This window comes from Virgibacillus dokdonensis, assembly GCF_900166595.1.
GTDB lineage: Bacteria > Bacillota > Bacilli > Bacillales > Amphibacillaceae > Virgibacillus > Virgibacillus dokdonensis.
Map to the genome: position 1 here is coordinate 4,069,025 of NZ_LT745763.1, position 18,859 is coordinate 4,087,883.

General features: G+C 35.8%; 22 protein-coding genes. 3 read left to right on the forward strand and 19 right to left on the reverse strand.

Features of this window, described 5'->3' with window-relative positions:
• Positions 1–5: 5 nt before the first annotated feature.
• The 12 genes from B2C77_RS20515 to B2C77_RS20570 all read right to left on the reverse strand — a co-directional run bounded on the left by B2C77_RS20515 (position 6) and on the right by B2C77_RS20570 (position 10,426).
• Positions 6–329 carry a DUF5592 family protein gene (locus tag B2C77_RS20515; protein ID WP_077706716.1) on the reverse strand — a complete coding sequence of 108 codons (324 nt, stop codon included), beginning with the start codon at positions 327–329 and terminating at the stop codon, positions 6–8.
• The gene (locus tag B2C77_RS20520) at positions 301–2,160 is read right to left on the reverse strand and encodes a pLS20_p028 family conjugation system transmembrane protein (RefSeq protein WP_141130778.1); all 1,860 of its coding nucleotides are present in this window, start codon (positions 2,158–2,160) and stop codon (positions 301–303) included. Before B2C77_RS20520 ends, B2C77_RS20515 begins: the two co-directional genes overlap by 29 nt.
• A 204-nt stretch (positions 2,161–2,364) precedes the next feature.
• A complete protein-coding gene (locus tag B2C77_RS20525) occupies positions 2,365–2,691 on the reverse strand; it encodes a hypothetical protein (protein ID WP_077706718.1) in 327 nt (108 codons plus the stop codon).
• Positions 2,688–4,559 carry a DEAD/DEAH box helicase gene (locus tag B2C77_RS20530; RefSeq protein ID WP_077706719.1) on the reverse strand — a complete coding sequence of 624 codons (1,872 nt, stop codon included), beginning with the start codon at positions 4,557–4,559 and terminating at the stop codon, positions 2,688–2,690. The genes B2C77_RS20525 and B2C77_RS20530 overlap by 4 nt, the downstream gene beginning before the upstream one ends.
• Before the next feature lie 171 nt (positions 4,560–4,730).
• Positions 4,731–5,276 carry a hypothetical protein gene (locus B2C77_RS20535; protein ID WP_141130779.1) on the reverse strand — a complete coding sequence of 182 codons (546 nt, stop codon included), beginning with the start codon at positions 5,274–5,276 and terminating at the stop codon, positions 4,731–4,733.
• A gap of 70 nt (positions 5,277–5,346) precedes the next feature.
• Positions 5,347–5,583 (reverse strand): YdbC family protein, encoded by a 237-nt coding sequence (locus B2C77_RS20540; RefSeq protein WP_077706721.1) that lies wholly within the window; start codon positions 5,581–5,583, stop codon positions 5,347–5,349.
• A gap of 21 nt (positions 5,584–5,604) precedes the next feature.
• Positions 5,605–7,863 (reverse strand): VirD4-like conjugal transfer protein, CD1115 family, encoded by a 2,259-nt coding sequence (locus tag B2C77_RS20545; RefSeq protein WP_077706722.1) that lies wholly within the window; start codon positions 7,861–7,863, stop codon positions 5,605–5,607.
• Between the two features lie 34 nt (positions 7,864–7,897).
• A complete protein-coding gene (locus tag B2C77_RS20550; protein WP_077706723.1) occupies positions 7,898–8,938 on the reverse strand; it encodes a toprim domain-containing protein in 1,041 nt (346 codons plus the stop codon).
• Positions 8,931–9,575, reverse strand: coding sequence for a hypothetical protein (locus tag B2C77_RS20555; protein ID WP_077706724.1), 645 nt, complete (start codon positions 9,573–9,575; stop codon positions 8,931–8,933). The genes B2C77_RS20550 and B2C77_RS20555 overlap by 8 nt, the downstream gene beginning before the upstream one ends.
• An 87-nt stretch (positions 9,576–9,662) precedes the next feature.
• Positions 9,663–9,842, reverse strand: a complete 180-nt coding sequence (locus B2C77_RS20560) for a hypothetical protein (RefSeq protein ID WP_066189366.1) — start codon at positions 9,840–9,842, stop codon at positions 9,663–9,665.
• A gap of 39 nt (positions 9,843–9,881) precedes the next feature.
• Complete coding sequence (locus B2C77_RS20565) at positions 9,882–10,115, reverse strand: pilin (protein WP_066189364.1); 234 nt, start codon at positions 10,113–10,115, stop codon at positions 9,882–9,884.
• 35 nt (positions 10,116–10,150) lie between these two features.
• Positions 10,151–10,426, reverse strand: coding sequence for a hypothetical protein (locus B2C77_RS20570; RefSeq protein ID WP_077706725.1), 276 nt, complete (start codon positions 10,424–10,426; stop codon positions 10,151–10,153).
• 456 nt (positions 10,427–10,882) lie between these two features.
• Between B2C77_RS20570 and B2C77_RS20575 the strand changes: the two genes are divergently transcribed.
• The 3 genes from B2C77_RS20575 to B2C77_RS20585 all read left to right on the forward strand — a co-directional run bounded on the left by B2C77_RS20575 (position 10,883) and on the right by B2C77_RS20585 (position 12,553).
• Positions 10,883–11,098 carry a WYL domain-containing protein gene (locus tag B2C77_RS20575; protein WP_077706726.1) on the forward strand — a complete coding sequence of 72 codons (216 nt, stop codon included), beginning with the start codon at positions 10,883–10,885 and terminating at the stop codon, positions 11,096–11,098.
• 104 nt (positions 11,099–11,202) lie between these two features.
• The gene (locus B2C77_RS20580; protein ID WP_438272981.1) at positions 11,203–11,418 is read left to right on the forward strand and encodes a YolD-like family protein; all 216 of its coding nucleotides are present in this window, start codon (positions 11,203–11,205) and stop codon (positions 11,416–11,418) included.
• Positions 11,419–11,713: 295 nt separating this feature from the next.
• Complete coding sequence (locus B2C77_RS20585; protein ID WP_077706728.1) at positions 11,714–12,553, forward strand: tyrosine-type recombinase/integrase; 840 nt, start codon at positions 11,714–11,716, stop codon at positions 12,551–12,553.
• A gap of 168 nt (positions 12,554–12,721) precedes the next feature.
• On the opposite strand, the gene B2C77_RS20590 is transcribed toward B2C77_RS20585, so the two are convergent.
• The 7 genes from B2C77_RS20590 to B2C77_RS20620 all read right to left on the reverse strand — a co-directional run bounded on the left by B2C77_RS20590 (position 12,722) and on the right by B2C77_RS20620 (position 18,805).
• The gene (locus B2C77_RS20590) at positions 12,722–13,573 is read right to left on the reverse strand and encodes an AraC family transcriptional regulator (protein WP_066189353.1); all 852 of its coding nucleotides are present in this window, start codon (positions 13,571–13,573) and stop codon (positions 12,722–12,724) included.
• A gap of 460 nt (positions 13,574–14,033) precedes the next feature.
• Positions 14,034–14,624 (reverse strand): DUF1989 domain-containing protein, encoded by a 591-nt coding sequence (locus B2C77_RS20595; protein WP_066189330.1) that lies wholly within the window; start codon positions 14,622–14,624, stop codon positions 14,034–14,036.
• A 481-nt stretch (positions 14,625–15,105) separates the two neighbouring features.
• Complete coding sequence (locus B2C77_RS20600; RefSeq protein ID WP_066189347.1) at positions 15,106–15,813, reverse strand: Crp/Fnr family transcriptional regulator; 708 nt, start codon at positions 15,811–15,813, stop codon at positions 15,106–15,108.
• A 64-nt stretch (positions 15,814–15,877) separates the two neighbouring features.
• Entirely contained in the window at positions 15,878–16,111 is a 234-nt protein-coding gene (locus tag B2C77_RS20605) for a heavy-metal-associated domain-containing protein (RefSeq protein WP_066189344.1), read from the reverse strand.
• 66 nt (positions 16,112–16,177) lie between these two features.
• The gene (locus B2C77_RS20610; protein ID WP_066189342.1) at positions 16,178–16,477 is read right to left on the reverse strand and encodes an iron-sulfur cluster repair di-iron protein, ric; all 300 of its coding nucleotides are present in this window, start codon (positions 16,475–16,477) and stop codon (positions 16,178–16,180) included.
• Positions 16,478–16,524: 47 nt separating this feature from the next.
• Positions 16,525–16,758: a heavy-metal-associated domain-containing protein gene (locus tag B2C77_RS20615; RefSeq protein WP_066189340.1), complete on the reverse strand. Its 234-nt coding sequence runs from the start codon at positions 16,756–16,758 to the stop codon at positions 16,525–16,527.
• A 193-nt stretch (positions 16,759–16,951) separates the two neighbouring features.
• Positions 16,952–18,805 carry a heavy metal translocating P-type ATPase gene (locus B2C77_RS20620; protein WP_066189335.1) on the reverse strand — a complete coding sequence of 618 codons (1,854 nt, stop codon included), beginning with the start codon at positions 18,803–18,805 and terminating at the stop codon, positions 16,952–16,954.
• Positions 18,806–18,859 lie beyond the last annotated feature (54 nt).

Genomic DNA, 18,859 nt, shown 5'->3' on the forward strand with positions numbered 1-18,859 from the left:
TCTGATCAATCACCCTCCTTGTCTTTTAAAAACTGTTCATTCTCTACTTCATTTCGATCCATTGCATGGTACACTCCCTTTTTATGCCGAAACATCAATAGGATAGATTCATAATTTCGCTTCTCGGGATTGTTACCGCTCGGCAGAAACAAATAAATCATGCCTATGATGGCTATACCGAAATAAAATAGAATAAATAGGCTATGCACCAATTCCCGTAAGACCGTTAATAATAAAAGAGAGCTAATCAAAATAATGACCAGCTCCCTCATTTCTAATCCTACTATTTTCGGCTTGGATTTAATCTCTTTCGGTATCTCGTATTTCATTGGATTTCAATCCCCTTTTTTCGATTTTAATTTGCTTTGCCTGTTGTACGTTCCCCTTAAATTGGCTCAATTTTTGTCCAATGTCATAACCTGTATTATGCGCTCGGGAAAGAAAATGATTTGCACGTTGTACAGTTCGATTTCCACCAAGTAACGTATGTTTGCTTTGTGGATGAATATGTCCTTGCCCACCAGCATTGATAATCGGCTTATGCTGACTAGATGAAGTTGCACCTTCACCTACATTACTGGACCCGCCACTATCGCTTCCTGACACATTACTTGTGTTGACAGGGATACTACTTGCCAGCGAACCACTGCGACTAGGAATACTTGCATTTGGCTTTGTTGGAACAGTGTTTGTTTTTGAATCAACACTTGGATTGTTTATCGCATTTGTTGAAAATTGTCGTTCATGTTGAGAAGTTTCTTGATCTGGATTGCGCGGAGGAACAGGCTTCGTATTGTTGTTTCGCATACCAGCTTTCATCCCTTTGTATGCACCAACTCCACTTGCACCAATACCTCCTGCCGTTTTGCCACCAGTTTTAACAACTTTCCCGGCTCCTTTTCCAACCATAGATGCACCAGCGCCAGCCATTTTCGTACCAGCATATGCGCCCATCATCGCCTGCCATCCTGAACGGAGTCCAGCATCTATTCCCATTGTTCGTTGTACGATATCCGGAGCATCAATAAGCGCCCATGCTCCAGCAATGAGCAAGATAATGACACCTACAATTCCAATCTCTTGCTCCAAATCGTTCGCCCACTGTGCATAGATAATGAACAATTTCAGAAGTACAATCATCACAAAGATAACGGCAAACGTACTAACAATTTCAGTTAATACTTTCTTCAATCGTTGACCACCTGTTATGTCTGTTGATGCGGTGAACATGGCGTATATTTGATGAAAAGCTAAATCAAACATGGCACGGCCAATTTTTAATGTTGTTACTATCAAGGCAAATCCTGTCACAGCTAATATCGTAATGGCAATAGCCCAATTGACGTGATAACGATAATAACTTTGCTGCCCTAAGTTTGTCGCTGGTACCGAGTTTTCACTTAATTTTTCAATTCTTGAAGTACCGTCTCCATTTTGAACAAGTCTGTTTTTTAAAAATTCCTTTTCATCGTTCGTCAATTCTTTAACCCAATCTTCTGTAGTCCAGCTAAACCAACCTTCATCTTCATAGATATCAAGCTTTTCAGTTACATCGATCAAATCGGGGTTCTTCAGCTTATTTGCATAATAGTAATTACTCGTTCCAATATCCTTTTCTGTTCGATGAGGAGGATGTGGCAATGTATTCTCATCCCCCATTACAGTGTCTTTGTTTGTCCCATCTGCATAATTGAAATCACTATCGAGATAGTACTTTAAATCAGAGATATTTCGTTTTAAGACATTATCAGAAATGTTCCCATTTGCATCCACCGTATCCAGTCCTTTATGCAGCAAATCCTCCATCATTCCCATTAAACTAGGCAAAATAACAATGACACTCACTGCAATTAACACATTCATAATGATTTCATTCCGTTTTTCCACTTTATTCAGCATGAACATAAAACCAAGGACTGTTACAGAAACGACAAACAGCCCGATTGCAAGGGGCTGCAAGATATCTATGAAGCCACCCATGTCTTCACTATCATATAAACCACCTAAGGTAATTACTTTCGTAGCAACGCCTTCAATCCAATCATTAATCCATACTAAAAGCTGTATAATGCCCCAACCGATATTTCGGAGAAGATCATCATACAGCCAACCACTGGAAATATCGAGAATATCCGATAAATCCTCATATAACTTTTTCATTGCCTCATCGTTCATATATTGTTTTCACCACCTTTTGGAATTAAAAAAAGAACCCATGAAATGGATTCTTAACAGTTTACTATAAGCATGAGATACTCAGAAAATAGTATAAAATTTTCTGTCTCAAATTCCTTGAATTTCCGTATCTCAGCAATTAATCTGTTTGTAGAAGAAGATATTGACCTTAAAAAGGCCCTTATTAAATTAAACTGCTTGCACTCTAAATTCCATATATTCTTTTATTTCTTTATACTTACGTGTTATTTCTTTACTCCTGTCATAAATAACATCGATTTCCCCATCTATATCACCTACTAATGTAAGTAATCGCTTCTCTTTATCGAATTGATACTTATACTTAGCCTCTATATCCTTATCTACGATGCATTCAGTGGTAACCATTAGTCCAATTTGATTCGACACAATGTTTACTGAAATATAATTTGGTAAAGTGGCATTGTTAATTAATTCCTCGGGGTTTACTTTAGGCGAATAAAGTTCGTCATACAACTGTTCAAGTATTTCCTTCATTCATCTTCCTCCTTGTTTTTATCCACTATCTCACGAATATATCTATCAAGAGACTTGGCTAATTCAATCGCTTCCTCATATTGATCTAGTGTCCATTGGTCACGCGGAACTTTCAATTCATTTTTTAAGTATGCATTAAAATATGTCCCTAATAAAGCCCCATTTGTCTTAGCGGTTCCGTAAATCCATCCGTAACTTTTTCTAGGCAAAATATACCTTCCTTTTACCAACTCCACACCGTCTACATCAAGATTATAATCAGCTACGAATTCAGGGATCAGTTCTTCACGAATTAGTATATCTAAATCTTTTCTTCTTTGGAAGTAAAATTTATCCGGACGAAGCAACCTTTCTGAATCTGTGCTCTTTTTAGACTGCCTAATAAAATCTTTGGCTTTATCTTCATCTACACCTAATAATTCCTGAAGTTCCCTAATTTTCTTATTCTCTTCTTCTAACTTCTCTTTTCTTTTCCTTATTAATTCAGTTTCCACAAAGGTGTCTTTTTCAATTCTAAAATCTTCTGATTCATTAGCTACTCCCTTTGTTAAATTCTTTGAACCAAATCCACCTAAATCTAAGTTTTTGTCTTCCTTTATCTTTTTTATAGCATCCCGCTTAACTTTTTCTTTTTTATAATAATCCCACAATGGTTCGAGTCCTAATTCCTTATGATGTATAAGTACAGCTGTGTTATCCTCTTCTGTGAAAGTTCCATCTTCCATTTCAATCGATCTTAAAGTACGACCGACGAATTGGGCATACGGAAGCAGCGTTTTAAATGGCCGAAAAACTGCCGCTATTGATAAAAACTTGTGGTCATATCCTTCGCCTAGCATCGCAACGTTTATAACCACATCAACTTTGTCATCATTTATCTTTTTGAGCTCCCTTTCTTGCTCAAATTTTTCAAGTTTACTATGGACGATTGATGACTCATAACCTTTATCTTTATAAATATTTTGAATATCTTCTGCATGCTGGATACTACATGCTACGGCTATAACCTTATGCGGATTATTTGTTAATTCCTTCTTCTCTTTCAGATGCTTAATCGAAAGGTCAACAATCTTCTCATTACTTTCTCTAGATAAGGCAACGGATCGTTGTATCCAATTTTCTTCCCTAATATTGCCTTCCCTTAATTCATCAAGTGTATATGTCCTACTAGGGTCGTTATCTAGTGTAAAAAACATTTGATCAGGAATATGATCAATTTTTTCCAAACTTTTTATATAACCTTTAGCCATAGCTTGAGCTAAACTATATTTATATATTTCTTTTCCTTCTAAGCTTCTACCATCACTTCTAAAAGGTGTCCCTGTAACCTTGAGTATTTTACTTCCTTCGAAATACTCTATTGCTCTTTTCCACGTTTTAGCTTCAGCATGATGTGCCTCATCAATAATTATCATATCGAAAAAATCAGGACTGACCCTTTTTATCAATGAGGAATCTAAGCGTTCTTGTAATTTATGAACATTTAACACCACTATATCTGCTTGATGAATTATTTCATCCGTCAATATTTTCTCGTATTCTATTAAACTAGGTAAGTGTTGGACTTCATCAAATACTCTTGAAAACATCCAGAAATTTTTTGGATGAGTTGGATCTAATGATCCCAGAACCGAATCTCTTATTACTGTTTGGGGAGTAATAATTAGTACTCTTCCTCTCGCAATTTTAAAAGGTGCTATACCCATCAAACCGGTCTTACCGGTGCCAGTTGGAAGTGTAACTAATGCATGTTCCACACTTTTTTCATTTACAAAATGATTATATATGGCTCTGTATGCATCCTCTTGTGGTTCCCTTAAAAAACTATTACCTACAATGTTAGCAGGTGCATCTAGAAAATATCCCATTCATCAAACCGCCTCTCAGGTATAAATTACTTTCATTATATCAGGTTTCCTATTATTAGAAACACTTTCACACTACCTTGGCAAGCTTGTTGGGGAATATAATTTTATTTAATCGTTTTAAGATATTACAAATATCAATCAACCATAAATCCGTATGGTATCCTAATACCATCAATAACTTAATTCAATATCATTTTGCTTTGCGAAATCCAATGCACTAGCAATCCCTGCATCTATGTCATCCATGTATTCCATGAAGCTAGTTTCATAGCCGTCATCTCCATTTGCTGTGCCTTCAATTAATGATTGAGATAACAATGTTTCTCTTGGATTTTTCATCACAGCCCCATCTGCAATTAGAACCAATCCATCATCTTTCGGTTCCCATACATCCCCTTTATAGTCGGAAGGGGTATATTTTTCACCTAATTGATCAAGGGTGTCCTGACTTTCCCCATCGAAATTCACATAAAAAGCCGTCTGTTCTTCTTTGCTTAATGACTTGTCAAATGCCTCTACTAGTTCCGATTTTTCCACATCTTCCTTACTTGCTGAGAATGTTACTAAAAGAAATGATTCTTCATTATCTAATTTTTCCTTTAACTCTTTTAGAGTCATTTCATTCATGCCAACTTCTGCTTTATTGCCACACGCACTTAAAACAAGCAGAAATGACAATAAAATCAAGCTGAACCACCTTCTTTTTTTCATCTTCACCCATCAACTCCATTTTTGTTCATTTTTTTCAGTATAACAATAATGGTCTGCGGTAGAAAATATTTGCCTATTATATATGAAGTGCTTCTGGTAAAGTGTAATACAGTATTTTTAATTCCTCTTTGGTAAAAGTGAACCCCTTACCAACCCTTGTTTTATCAGGATTCCACCACCTCACGTCAAACTTTGGATTATCTCCATTCCAACTGATCAAATTTAGCTCTTTTGCCCAGCCTCCTTGGCTTCTATGCAATACAACAATTTCCTCAATAACTTCCCAATCCACACGATAGCTCTTTTCCTTCATTCAAAACAATCTCCTCCCTCTTTAATTTGCGCTAATAGCCTTTTGTATTAACGCTTCCTCTTCATTTTCTTGTTCACTTTCATTTTTTTGCTTCCTCAGTTCAAGTTGGTGTTCCATTCTCTCATTTATTTTTTCTTGCCAGCTAGACACAGTATCCTCTGGCAAATATTTATATACCGGTTCCATCAATTTCAAGTGCAATGCTTCAAGATTTGGATGATAGACAAGGTAACTTAAATAATGTAAAAATGACCATTCTTCCACTTCCAGCATTTGTTTTTGCAATGTACTTCTATCTTTTTGCGACAGCCCTTCTACTTGCATTAAATTACGTTTCAGTCTTATAAAGTCATCGGATTCCATTACATCTGCCATTCGTAAATATAAATCGTCCCGTACTTTGGCTGAATATACCATTTCATTTAAATTCATTTCATAATAAGCATCAGAAGCAATCGGCAAGGATAGAATGGACTTGCTTGTATCAAAATCATTTGCTAGGTATTCATAACGGAATTTCTGCTTCGTTTGGACTTTATTAAAAATCGGTTTCGGTTCAATTTTTCTTCGTTTCGTATCTTGTCGTTTGTTTACTCGAATCACAACGGATTGTCCTTCTTGTAATCTCATCAATTCATCTGAGGTCAACAATGCCCTCTCCTTGGTTGATTCACTATGCGATTTATCAAACGAATGTAATTCCCCACTTCGACTCACATCTGTAATCGTTCTTGTTCCCAACATACTCGAATAATGTTCGGCAGTGCTTTTATCTTCCGTTAGAATATATATTTGATTGGAACAGTTTCCAATGATGGTGTCTGATTCTTCGCCATACATTGATTTAACCTGGGAGTAAGCTTGGATAATTAAGTGATAGCGAAAACCTCGCCCAGCACCAACTGTCACCATTCCGGCCATTCCCTCAATCGTTGGCATATTTCCAAATTCATCTAATAGGAAGTGAACATTTCGCTTCATTTTCCCGCTCTGGCTTTTTGTTGCTTTCTCAGAATTTATTCTATAAAGTTGACTGATTAAAATGCTTGCCAATACCTCATTTGACTTATCAGAATCAGGTGTTGCTATGAATAATGCAATTGGTTTATCACCAAACCCTATATCCGTTAGATCCAAACTATTATACCCAGTTACTTTCGCATTCGGTTCTAACGTAAATATCTGCAATTTATCCATGGCCACACTGAAAATACTTCCTCTTGTATTTCCTGTCGCGAAGTTCGATGTCGCATACATCATTCTTGCTGGATTATTTTCATCTCTTGCTTGAAAAAACAAATCCAAGGCATTATTTCCTTCCTCGTCATTGTCACTTCCTTTTGTTGAAAGGAAGTTTGCTACGGAATACATCGTCACCCGTTCTTCTTTTCCTTGAGTGACCATATCCTCTGTTAATGCAAGAATAATTGCCGTCACAAGTGATTTCGCACTGTTTGACCAGAAAGGATCTTTGGCGTTTGGATCATGGTATAAGCTATACGCAACACTGTTTGCATATTTCTGTGCATCACTATGAAGCCCTTTCCTCCATGAATCAATCACCAACTGTAAAGGATTGAAGCCCATACTCATATCATGCTGAATTAGATTGAACACATGGACATCATATCCCCGTTCTATCAACGTTTCATAAGAAGCACCAGATAGCTCACCTTTTGGATCATTGATAACCATCGAAGGTTTTTCACTCGCTCTGCTTTGTACATCTATCATTGGCACAACAAATGTTTCACCCTTACCACTACGAGTAATACCAATCACCATCGTATGGACTGGGGCATCATCAATTAATAATTGATAGTTATTACCTTCATGTAATCCAGCAATAATTGTACCGCCTTTCCCCTCATATTCTTTTATTTTTGATGGAATACTTAAATATTGTTTTTTCATATTCTTCACTTTTTCAAATTCGTTGGTTCCGTGTTGACCTTTGTTAATCGATTGATAGTTCATTTTCACATTGTATAGGAGTTTCAATACACTGATCCCAATCAATATATAAAATCCCACATAAAACTCTATCCACTCGTATTGGAAAATGAAAAAGTAATGCCAATCGACAGAGAATGTATGGAAATTTACCTTTTCTGAATTCGTTGCAAAACCTTCCACTAAATGTAATACTTGTTGCAAAAAATGTAACAGGAAATTCGCAACGAAAAATCCTACAACAGCAATACATACTATAAAGAAACTTATGGTTTTCCAATCGCTTAAACGTTCTGTTAATGACTTTTTATCATTGGCATGCTGCATCTTTTACTCCTTTCTTTACAGATCATCATCATTTTTATGATAATGATATTTCATTTACATTTTGTTTAGTCTGCTCCAACTGATTCGTATCTTGTAAATATCTTTTGGTGAATTGCTCTCGGTTACCTTGTAAAAATTCGTTTGCATCTTGATAGCCGTCACTATAACGGAATAACGAAACATTTTCACCTAGACCTTCCTTTTCTAGTGCAAAAACAAGTTTTCTTGTTGCTTTCCAGCCTGCTTTATCATCATCCATTGCCACTAGAATATGCTTATCTGTAAATGTATCTTTGTTCTCCCGGATATATGCTTGCACTTGCCGTGTTTTAGATGCACCTGTTAATGCAATAAATCCACAATGTTCATCTACTTCACGAAAAGAAAGAGCATCCAACAATGATTCGCTAAATACAACCGTCTTTGTTTCCTCTGGAATCTCAATAAAAAAATCCTTCGTGTCTTTAGAAGGATTCATGATTAACTGTATTTCTTTGGGCTCCAGTGTTGGATCAATACTAGAACGTAACAACACTCGATCTAAAATGTTACTTTTATCATAAAGAGAAAAAACCAAATTTCGCTTACACATCCAGCTATTGTTAGAGTAATCTTTTCCTAACAAGCTACTTGTTTTTTTGAAAAAGTATTTTGCCACCTCTTTATTTTGTAAATCAACAATATGTTTTCTTGCTGTTTCTTTTGATAATCCACGGTAGCCATTATCTAGTGCTTCACTTTTAAACCCTGTTTTGGCAAAAGAAAAGAGCCTCATCGACCAAGTTAATGCTTCTTTTTGGTCATCTGAAAGGCTCGGATAGGTTTCTTGCATCTTTCCTATTTCGGGATGTAAGCTCTTTTTCTCCTGGAACTGTAATAGCATTCGTTCTCCACAATGATTCTCACGGTTGCATTGAATAAAGTTTGTGTTGTTCTTATATATAAATGCCTCATGTTCGTTGCATTCTGGACAATTACAGATATAATAACGTCCTTTATCTTCTGCATTCAACTCAGCTAGCGCATCCTCAATATTTTGATAAACCAACCTTTTATACAAACTTTGTTTATGCATTTTCACCACCCTCAAGCATCCTTCGTATTTTCACGGCATATCTTTGGACAATCGGCTCAATGACTTTCACTTCTACTTCTTCATCCGTATCTAGCATTGTGCCCTCAAACAATAAGTGATGGTAACAATGGTGAAACGATTGGATTAATTCATTATGGAGCTGGTATGCTTTTTGAAATCCTTTATCAACTACGAAAGTTTCCCCAAACAATTTATCTTCTAGCCTTTGATACGCCATATTGTGTATCATCAATATGTTAATACATTGTTCCTGTAGTGATTGATAATTGGTCACTACATGAGTAATGATCCTTTTAAAGTTTTTATCGTTATTCATATATGATTTTAGCTCTATATCGTCACCTACTCTATCAATCACAGCATCAAAACTAGTACGTATTGCAGTCATCACATGTTCCATTTCTGCAAAGATGCTTGTTTCAATAATAGGACTAATTCCATTGTAGAGTGATTTTAATTGTTCATTGTTTAAGTCTAACGGGATGCTTCGTTTCGATGGATCACACATCACTTTACAGAAACGAATTTCAAATGCTGAATATGGATCAACAGATTTTCCATGAACAGTATTATTCTTTGTATTTGAGGACTTTTTAGTTACTTCTTCTACTTCCACCAATTTCACCTCACGTCTATATCCAATTCGTATTGTTCATGCAAGGCTTCTCCATTAAAGAGAAGCCATAAACTATAACTGACTCCCTTATAGTGCTATAAAGTTTTGCACACAAACCGATTCATCCAACTCTTGTTTTTCAGCAATCGCTTGTTCCATAGATCGAATGTCATCAATATTTTGAATGGGTTCAGTTAAGGTAACATCAATGTTTCCCCACCCTTCCGAATAAATGTAACTTACAAAATACTTGTGCTCTTTCGCCATTGTTCAAACACCTCCTGAATGCAAAAAATAATTCAGACATTAAAATCCAACAACACGTCCTCCCATCCAACTAACAAGGCTCGCTGCTAAATAAACAATGCCAAAACCAATGGCAACATTAACCATCCAACCAGTGTACAATTCCTTCTTTTGAGGATCTTTTGCAAAAGTCCACAGTAGACCAATGACAACAAGTACTAGCCCTGCTAGAACTGGTGCAACTGGTTTAATTCCATCAGTTATATTTGTGATTGTTTGAATTGCATCTTGCATAGATTTTCAACTCCTTTCCCTTCAAGTAGTTGTCTTTAGGATTGCTTAGCTACCTCTGTAATTTGTTTTCGATTATGAACATTAAAATTCAAGATAATTTCCTGATGTTGCATATGAAGCCACTCATAATAAGATTCACCATTTGCTTCTACAATTTCTTTTGCCAATGCTTCAAATTCTTTAAAGGCAGTTGGTTTTGTTGGTTTCTTCTTTTTTGATTGTGAAGCCTTCTTTTGTGAATCAGGTGAATGTTTCTCTTTAACTTTCAATGTTTCGACTTGTTGATTTTCCTTTTGTGTATGATCAGACATTCTGTTTCACCTCCTAAAAAAGAGCAAAATAAAAACTCTTTTCTCGTAAAAGAAAAGAGTTAATAGGAAGTATCAAACTTCCTGATACTAATACTTTAACACCGTTTTTATGGAATTTGGTTCGTCATTTGTTCGGTAAATGTTCGCAAAAAGTTCGTAAATCATATTAATTTTAATGGTTATTGGCAGACTTCATTGTAATGGATGTATCCAAGTGGTTAAAGCAAGATCATCTGTAGTTATCAGTGAATTTCATACTTTGGCTCATGAAAAATGTTTTCATTTGATTAGAGTGTCGAAGAAGGACTGCGGAAGACTTGAATGCATAGTAATAACATATTTAAAATGAAAAGCTATCCAATAGGACGGCTTATTTTTTTGTTTACATTATACAATTATTTGCTATAATAAGAACAAGTGTTCCAAAAGAAGATTCCTATTATGGGAGGGTTCAACATGAAGATATTGTTTTTAAACTCAATTGAAATTAAAGAAAAGATTGTTATTTTTTATATGGATAGCAATAATAAGGTCACACAGCGTTATATAAGGGTACTGCAGGTACATGATAATTACATACTTGCGTATTGTTATTACCGTGAAAAGGTGCGAACATTTAGGTTAGATAATATCCTTTCTGCTGGACCTTCAAGAAAAAGGGTAGGTGCTTAAATGAACGAAAGAGGAACAATCAAATGGACATCACTAATGCTGCCAGAACATGTCCAAATGTTAAATGAATGGACGGAAGAAGATAATTGGAAAACTAGCCTATCCTGGATGAACAACAAATAGAAGAAAACAGTATGAAGCTCCAGCTGGCTATACACAATAATTTAACTGTAGAAATTAAGCATTATAAAGATCGTTATTTTCATATGGCTAAAGGGAAACTGTATAAAATTGATATCGTGAATAAATACATCAAAATTGATAACGAAGAACGTACTAAAATTAATTTGAATGATCTAATAGATGTCGCTATTGATTAACCCCCAGTGCATAAAGGGGTTAATTTTTTGTCTTTCAAAATAATCATCCACAATCTTAACTAAATCCTCAATACCCTGCTATTTTGCTTCCAGGTTCATTTTGTATCCGTCCTTCCATAGAGATCATCGACTTAATACAACAATTCAGCGAGTTTCACAACTTTATTGAATAACTCATATTAATTTAATTTGATCATTAATTTTTATTACATTCATCGTAATTGTAAAAATAGTTATTTAATTCTACTTATCTGGTAAAAATGTATAACAAAGATCAATATGGGAGTGAATTTTATTGTTGATGTCTGAAGCTGCAAAATCTTATGAATCTGATAAAAGAATTGAAGGATTTTCGCCACAAACATTGATTGCTTATAAGCTTCAAGCAAAGTTGTTAATGAATTATTTTGGCAACACCAAAATAAAGCACATTACAACCCAGCATCTAAAGCAGTATTTAGGTGAATCAAGCAAAGAATTGAAACCATCGAGTTTGTCTCATCGAATAAGGTTTATTCGATCTTTATTTCGTTGGTCACACGAGGAAGGAATTATTGGGACTAATCCTGCTAGTAAAATAAAAGAACCAAAAGTTGGTAAACGTATTCCAAAGTTTTTAACAGAAAGAGAGATTGAACATTTAAGAGATGCTTGCTTTACCTCAATGGAGAAAGCCTTATTTGAATATATGTTTTCTACAGGATGTCGAATTGGAGAAATTGTTACACTTGACCGAAATAGTATTAACTGGGGAAGTCAATCCGCAATTGTTCGGGGGAAGGGAGATAAGGAGAGAGAGGTATATTTCAATATACGTTGTGATATTTGGCTAAAAAAATACCTCGATAGACGAGATGATAATGATCCAGCTATATTTGTCACGGAGCGCAATCCACATAGAATGAGCATAGCTCAAATGAGATACGTCATTAAACGTATCTCTAATCGGACTGGAATTAATAAAATCATCCACCCCCACCAATTAAGGCACAGTTACGCAACTCATCTATTGAACAATGGAGCCCCACTTGAAGTTATACAAAGTTTGCTGGGACACGAGAAAAGCGAAACAACACGAATCTATGCTCAATTAACTGGGAGGCTGCGACAAGAGTTTTATAGAAAATACTTTTAGAGGTTAAAGAGCAACAAGATATTGCGTTGCTCTTTTCAATTTTTGCACCAATATAGTTGAAAATGAAAAAGAGACTTTCATTTCAGAATCGCGCCCGATCGTATTGCGGATTAAAATAATTTCTTGAAGCAGTGGATTCATGATGAAATCCACTGCTTATATAGGTTCCTATTTTACAGGGATCCAGATTTCTGAATATAAATCAGGACTGGATGGATTTTCATCTGAATATACCTCTAGTTCTGGTGCACCTGCATGTTTGTAACCACTTGAAGGAAACCATTCTGAAAAAATTTGTTTCCACGCTTTTTGCATAGCATCCGGCATCGGCCCGTGAACCTCAAATACGGCCCATTTGGATTCGGGGATTTCCAAAGTTGATAATCCATTAGGAGCACTGCCCTCGTGTGCTGTACCTATCCAATAATCAATGGACCCGGAATCTATTTCAACACATACACCCACTACACCTTCAACTGGACCATTGTTCAATTTAAACAATCGCTCGTCTGTGCCCTCTCCGTTTATCTTATCCCACATTTTGGGGATACCCACTAGGTTCTCCTCATTAACCAGTGAAAATTCCTGTTTAAACCCCACAATCTGAAATCCCTCACGTTCAACAATTTTGACCTGCATTGGTTCTGCTCCCTTCAGACTCACCTGTACTACCAGGCGGTTATAAGATTTTAGCTTTCCCGTGTACTTTCGTGCTTCACTTGGTGTTACACCATGTTGCCGCCTGAAGGCCTTCGAGAAAGCTTCAGGAGTGTCGTAACCATATTCGTAGGCGATATCAATAATCTTTGTGTTTGATCTTGTTAACTCATAGGCAGCTAATGTTAGGCGACGACGTCTAAGATATTCACCAACAGATATATCAGTTAATATCGCAAATGTACGCTGAAAGTGAAAAACCGAAAAGTTAGCCTGTTGGGCAATGTTTTCTATCGGAAGGTCATCAAGTAAATGATCTTCCATATAGTCTATTGCTGCCTGTAATGATTCAACCCACGTCATGTCACTCACTCCTTATTTAAAATCCTAACAGAGCATCATCAATTAATCCTGTCTTTCCGTGCTTTGGTCGGACAGTATTTTTGAGTTAGTTAAGCTAACTGGCCCGTTTTTTGAAAAGATTATCAGACCACACTCTTAAACTAAACTACCAAATGGCACAATAAAAGGCGACTGCTCTTATTGTGTTATCGCACCAGTTCGTTTAAGTACATCATTTCACAAAGTTTATTTTCCGATAAACGAAACTGTAAAAATTAAACCTTTCATTACGAAGATTGCCAATGGAAATAACGAAGTAAATAAGGATATAATTATTTTCGCTTTTTCACGCTCAAAATTAGCTTTGAACAAAGGGAAAGCTGAAAGAAGCCCTAAAATAAATGTGGATAATGTACCCAACAATAAAAAATTATGGCTGTTTCATTATAAATCCATAAAAACAGAGGTGCGAGGTTATAAATTAATCTATAAATTGAACCAGTACAGGCTTACATCTCCCCGCATTACAAGCCCCTTCTGTAATACTGCAAGCAGAAATCCCTACGATTAAATTCATTTCTGCATTAAATGTGATTTTGCTTCCTGCTTTAGATACAGGTGGCTCAATAATAATTTTTTTGTCCTGTGTGATTGTAGTATTCATAAATATATTCAATGGTTGAATCGAATGAAAGTGAGAAATGCCATATGTCTTTAAACTATCATTAAGATTATCAAAACAATTGCTATGATGGTGGTTCACATTATAGAAATGCTGATAGGTTTCCAGTCGACATGATGGTATCATCATATCATGAACACCAACGTCATCTTCTATGATTGTGAGCATCGGTAAATATTTGTTACTGTATAAAATGTCCCCTGTTGAAAAAAATAACGATTCTTTACAATCTATGGTAACAGGTGCAGAAAAAAATTCATTGAATGCAGAAGCATTTACAGCAAAAAGATCTGCAACCTGCTGTCCTTCAATATCGATAACGGAGAATTTTTCTCCCCTATTTATTTTAAAGGCTTGTCCTGTTTGTTTATCTATCATTAACTCTCGCATTTTGTTTTCCCTTCTAGTTATAATTAGTGTCATACAATTATGTTGCTTAGATGTAAGGCCAAATCATTTTTCAATGGACATAAACACTCTTCAATTAGCCCCATTACTTAATATATTCGATAAAAAAGTGTTAACTCTTGTTAAATTAACGCACCATTTACTTTAAGTACACTAATTCACAATCCAAATTATAATTTTAACATAAATTTCCAATTCCTTAGCTATTTATCAGAGGAATTCGCTAAGTTATTAGGGAGTTGTTCTGCTAAATAATGAAGTTGACACAAAATTATGTCATCTTGGTAAAATAAGTGCCAAATAAGGAGCCATTTTTCTTTCTTTTTTGTAGATAGACATTGTTAAACCAACAAAAATTAGCAATCCATTTTATATGCTAATTGGATTGCTAAAAGGTTTGTTATTTTATGTTTTGTACTATTAAACTTAACCCGTTAGATGATGGCACGCTACTCTCTTATATTTATTCAGTATGAAGTAACAATTGATCTAAATCCATTATTTTAATTTTCTTTTTCGGTAACTGTTTAATCAATCCAAGTTCTTCTAGAGTAGTAAATTTACGGCTGATTGTTTCTGGTGTGGTACCAAGATACGAGGCTAAATCCTTTTTGGACATTGGTAAGATAATCGTTGGACTATTGCCACTTCCCTTTTCAACATTCTCAGCTAAAAAGGATATAATGCGGGTTTCTACATTTTCAATCGCTACTTGTGTGGTTTGTTTTTCAGAATCCTTCAAACGCATCGTTACTTCTGACAGTATTTTTAATGAGATCTGCGGATATTCCACCAAATACTCTTGTAAATCCTCTCGTTTAATTAAACAAATGGATGTATTTTGTAGTGCTTCCGCATAGTTCTCATGAATACTTCCAGGTTGGAAAATGGCGACTTCACCTGTAAAATCACCGGGATTTAAAATGCGAACAAGTTGTTCTTTTCCAGAATCCGATAAGCGGTAAATCCGAGCCTTACCTGAATTGATAATATATAAGGTATCATCTTTCTCACCTGCACGGAATAACATTTCCCCTTTTTGTAGATGAAGTGTCTTGGCAGATTCCGCAATCAAATCCATTTGTGAGTCTTCCAGATGGTTGAAAATGGGAACAATACGAATACATTCTGCATGTCCATGTTGGTGATGACAACATTGGTTTTGTTCCAAAATAACCTCTCCTTTTTATAAAAAGCCTAAGAGGGCATCTTAGGCTTCCTTTCTATTCACTCGATTAAGCAGGTTTTACCTTTGATTTGACAACAGGATATCCTAAGTCTTCAATTGCCTCTTCGATATCGTTAATAACGACTGCTTCTGAATCAAAATCTACTTTTACTTTACTAGCATTGAACATTACCTTCAAGCTATCTTGATTCACACCGTTTATTCCTTTCACCGCATTTTCAATCTTTTGGAGACAAGATGGGCAAGATAAGGTTTCTAATTGAATCGTTGCTTTTTGCATAAATCATTTCTCCCTTCATTTTTTAACGACCGTAAACCAATTTATTCTTTTGTTTTTGGGTTACTTTTAAGCCTGATATGCTTTGTCTACTTCTGATAACATTTCGTAGGTGCCTGCATATGTTTCACATACATCTCCAGGAATGGCGTAGTTGTCTGTGATTTTTCGTAACTGAGCAAATTCAACATCCAAGTCTGGTTTGTTTGCACCAGCATCTTTTACCTTTTTACTGAGTTTTTCAAATAGTTCACGTACTTCAAAGGCTTCTGGATGGTTCTTACCATGGGCCCGTGTAATCGCAGTAGTGTATAAATCCAGTTTTTCAAAATGGTTTGTTATTACTTCGTTAAATGTTTGTTCAGACATTATTATTTCCCTCTTTCTATATATAATTTTTGTTATGTGTGTTTGTCTTAGGCAGATTTTACTTTTGATTTAACAACGGGATATCCTAAGTCTTCAATTGCCTTTTTGATATCGTTAACGGTGATCGTTTCTGAATCAAAATCTACTTTTACTTTACTGGCATTGAATAATACTTTTAAGCTATCTTGATTAACCCCATTTAATCCTTTCACCGCATTTTCAATCTTTTGCATACAAGATGGACAAGATAATGTTTCTAATTGAATAACTGCTTTTTGCATGAATTATTTCTCCTTTCATCTTATCTTTGACTTTTTTGTTTTCCCTCTTCTTCTTTACAATTTAAGTATAGCTGAGGTTCAACGAAATGAAATTGACGCAAATCAAGTTTTAAGAAAAAAGTAGGGGAGTATTTTGTTCTTCCTACCTGAATACTTCCCCTTTATCATTCGTCAAGACCGCTTTCTATTAAATTTATCCTCTCAAACGGTATCGAAGCAATCTCATACCATTCAAGATGACTACTAAGATACTTGCTTCGTGAACCAACATCCCGATTGACATATTCATCCATTCACTAAATAGTAGGCTAGCAAGTAAGACTAATACCACACCAACTGCTATGGTGATGTTCTGTTTCATGTTTCTTGAAGTTAATTTTGTTAAGCCTAATGCGTGTGGTAAACGACTAAAGTCAGAATTCATTAAAACGACATCCGATGTTTCAATTGCAACATCTGTTCCACTTCCCATTGCGATTCCGATATCTGCTAAGGCTAATGAAGGACTATCATTCACTCCGTCACCGACAAAGGCAATGAGTTGGCCTTTTGCTTGCATTTTTTCAATATATGCGGATTTTCCTTCTGGAAGCATATGACCGTGTGCTTCTGTTAATCCAAGTTCTCGAGCAACTAAATCTACGGTTCCTTGGTTGTCCCCTGAAAGAACGACTAGGTTTTTGACTCCAAGTTTTTTTAGGTTTTGAAGATCTTTTTTAACACCTGGACGGATTTGATCCCGAATACCCATCAGAACTTTTAATTCTCCGTCAACCGCAGTTAACACAAGAGAATTCCCATTTTTCTCAAAGCGTTCGACGTCTTTTTTAGCTTTTTCGCTTAATTTCACATTTTCTTTTTCCATTAAAGCTACGTTACCAACGGCTATACGATGAACACCTATTTTTGCTACAATTCCGCCACCTTTAACGACTTCGGTTTCTTCAACAGTATAGAAAGTTGTCTCGCCAATATCCTGTAAGACAGCTTTTGCTAGTGGGTGGTCCGATTCGCGCTCCACACTTGCTAAGTATCCTAGAATTTCTTCAGTGTTGTTGCCGTAAAATTCTTTTTCGGCAACTTCAGGGTTTCCTACTGTCAATGTTCCCGTTTTATCAAAAACGATAGTATCTACTCTGCTAAAGTCATTGATAACTTCACTACCTTTTAGGAGGACACCATTACGTGCACCGTTTCCGATACCGGCAACGTTGGATACAGGAACCCCGATAACTAATGCACCTGGACATCCTAAAACAAGAATCGTGATAGCTAGTTCAATATCTTTTGAGAATAGCCAAACAATAAAACCAAGGACTAAAACAGCTGGTGTATAATATTTAGAGAATCGATCAATAAACCGCTCTGCTTCTGATTTGGAATCCTGTGCTTCTTCCACTAATTCGATAATTCTACCAAATGTTGTATCTTCCCCTACACGGTCAGATCGAATTTGAATCGTTCCATTTTCTAAGATTGTTCCCGCAAATACTTCAGAATCGACCCTTTTGCTTACTGGAACAGACTCTCCGGTAATACTTGCTTCATTGATGTGACCTTCACCTGTTAACACGGTTCCATCTACGGGGACTTTTGCACCCGTTTTGACTAATAAAATGTCACCTTCATCTACATCATCGACATCAACTTCTTCAAATTCTCCATTTTCCATTTGCTTTAAAGCACTTTCTGGTGCCAGCTCTGTTAATTCTTTAATGGCAGAACGTGTTTTGTTCAAGGTACGTTGCTCCAAGTAAGAACCAAATAAGAATAAGAAAGTAACGATGGCTGATTCCTCATAATTTTGAATCAATACTGCCCCAATTACTGCAATGGTAACTAAAACATCAATACTGACAACTTTTACTTTTAATGCCTGAAAGGCTTGAATCGCAATTGGTGCTACACCAAGAATAGATGCAATGATGAGCGACCAATTGAAAATGGCCATGTTGTCTAAGGAAAATCGTCCGAAGAATGCAAGTGCAATCAAAATTGCACTGATCAGTGTAATGGAATTCTTTTTACTTAATATATATCTTTGCATGTTGATTCCCTCCAATTTCATTTTCATTTGTATTCCTTGTTGATGACTCTAGTA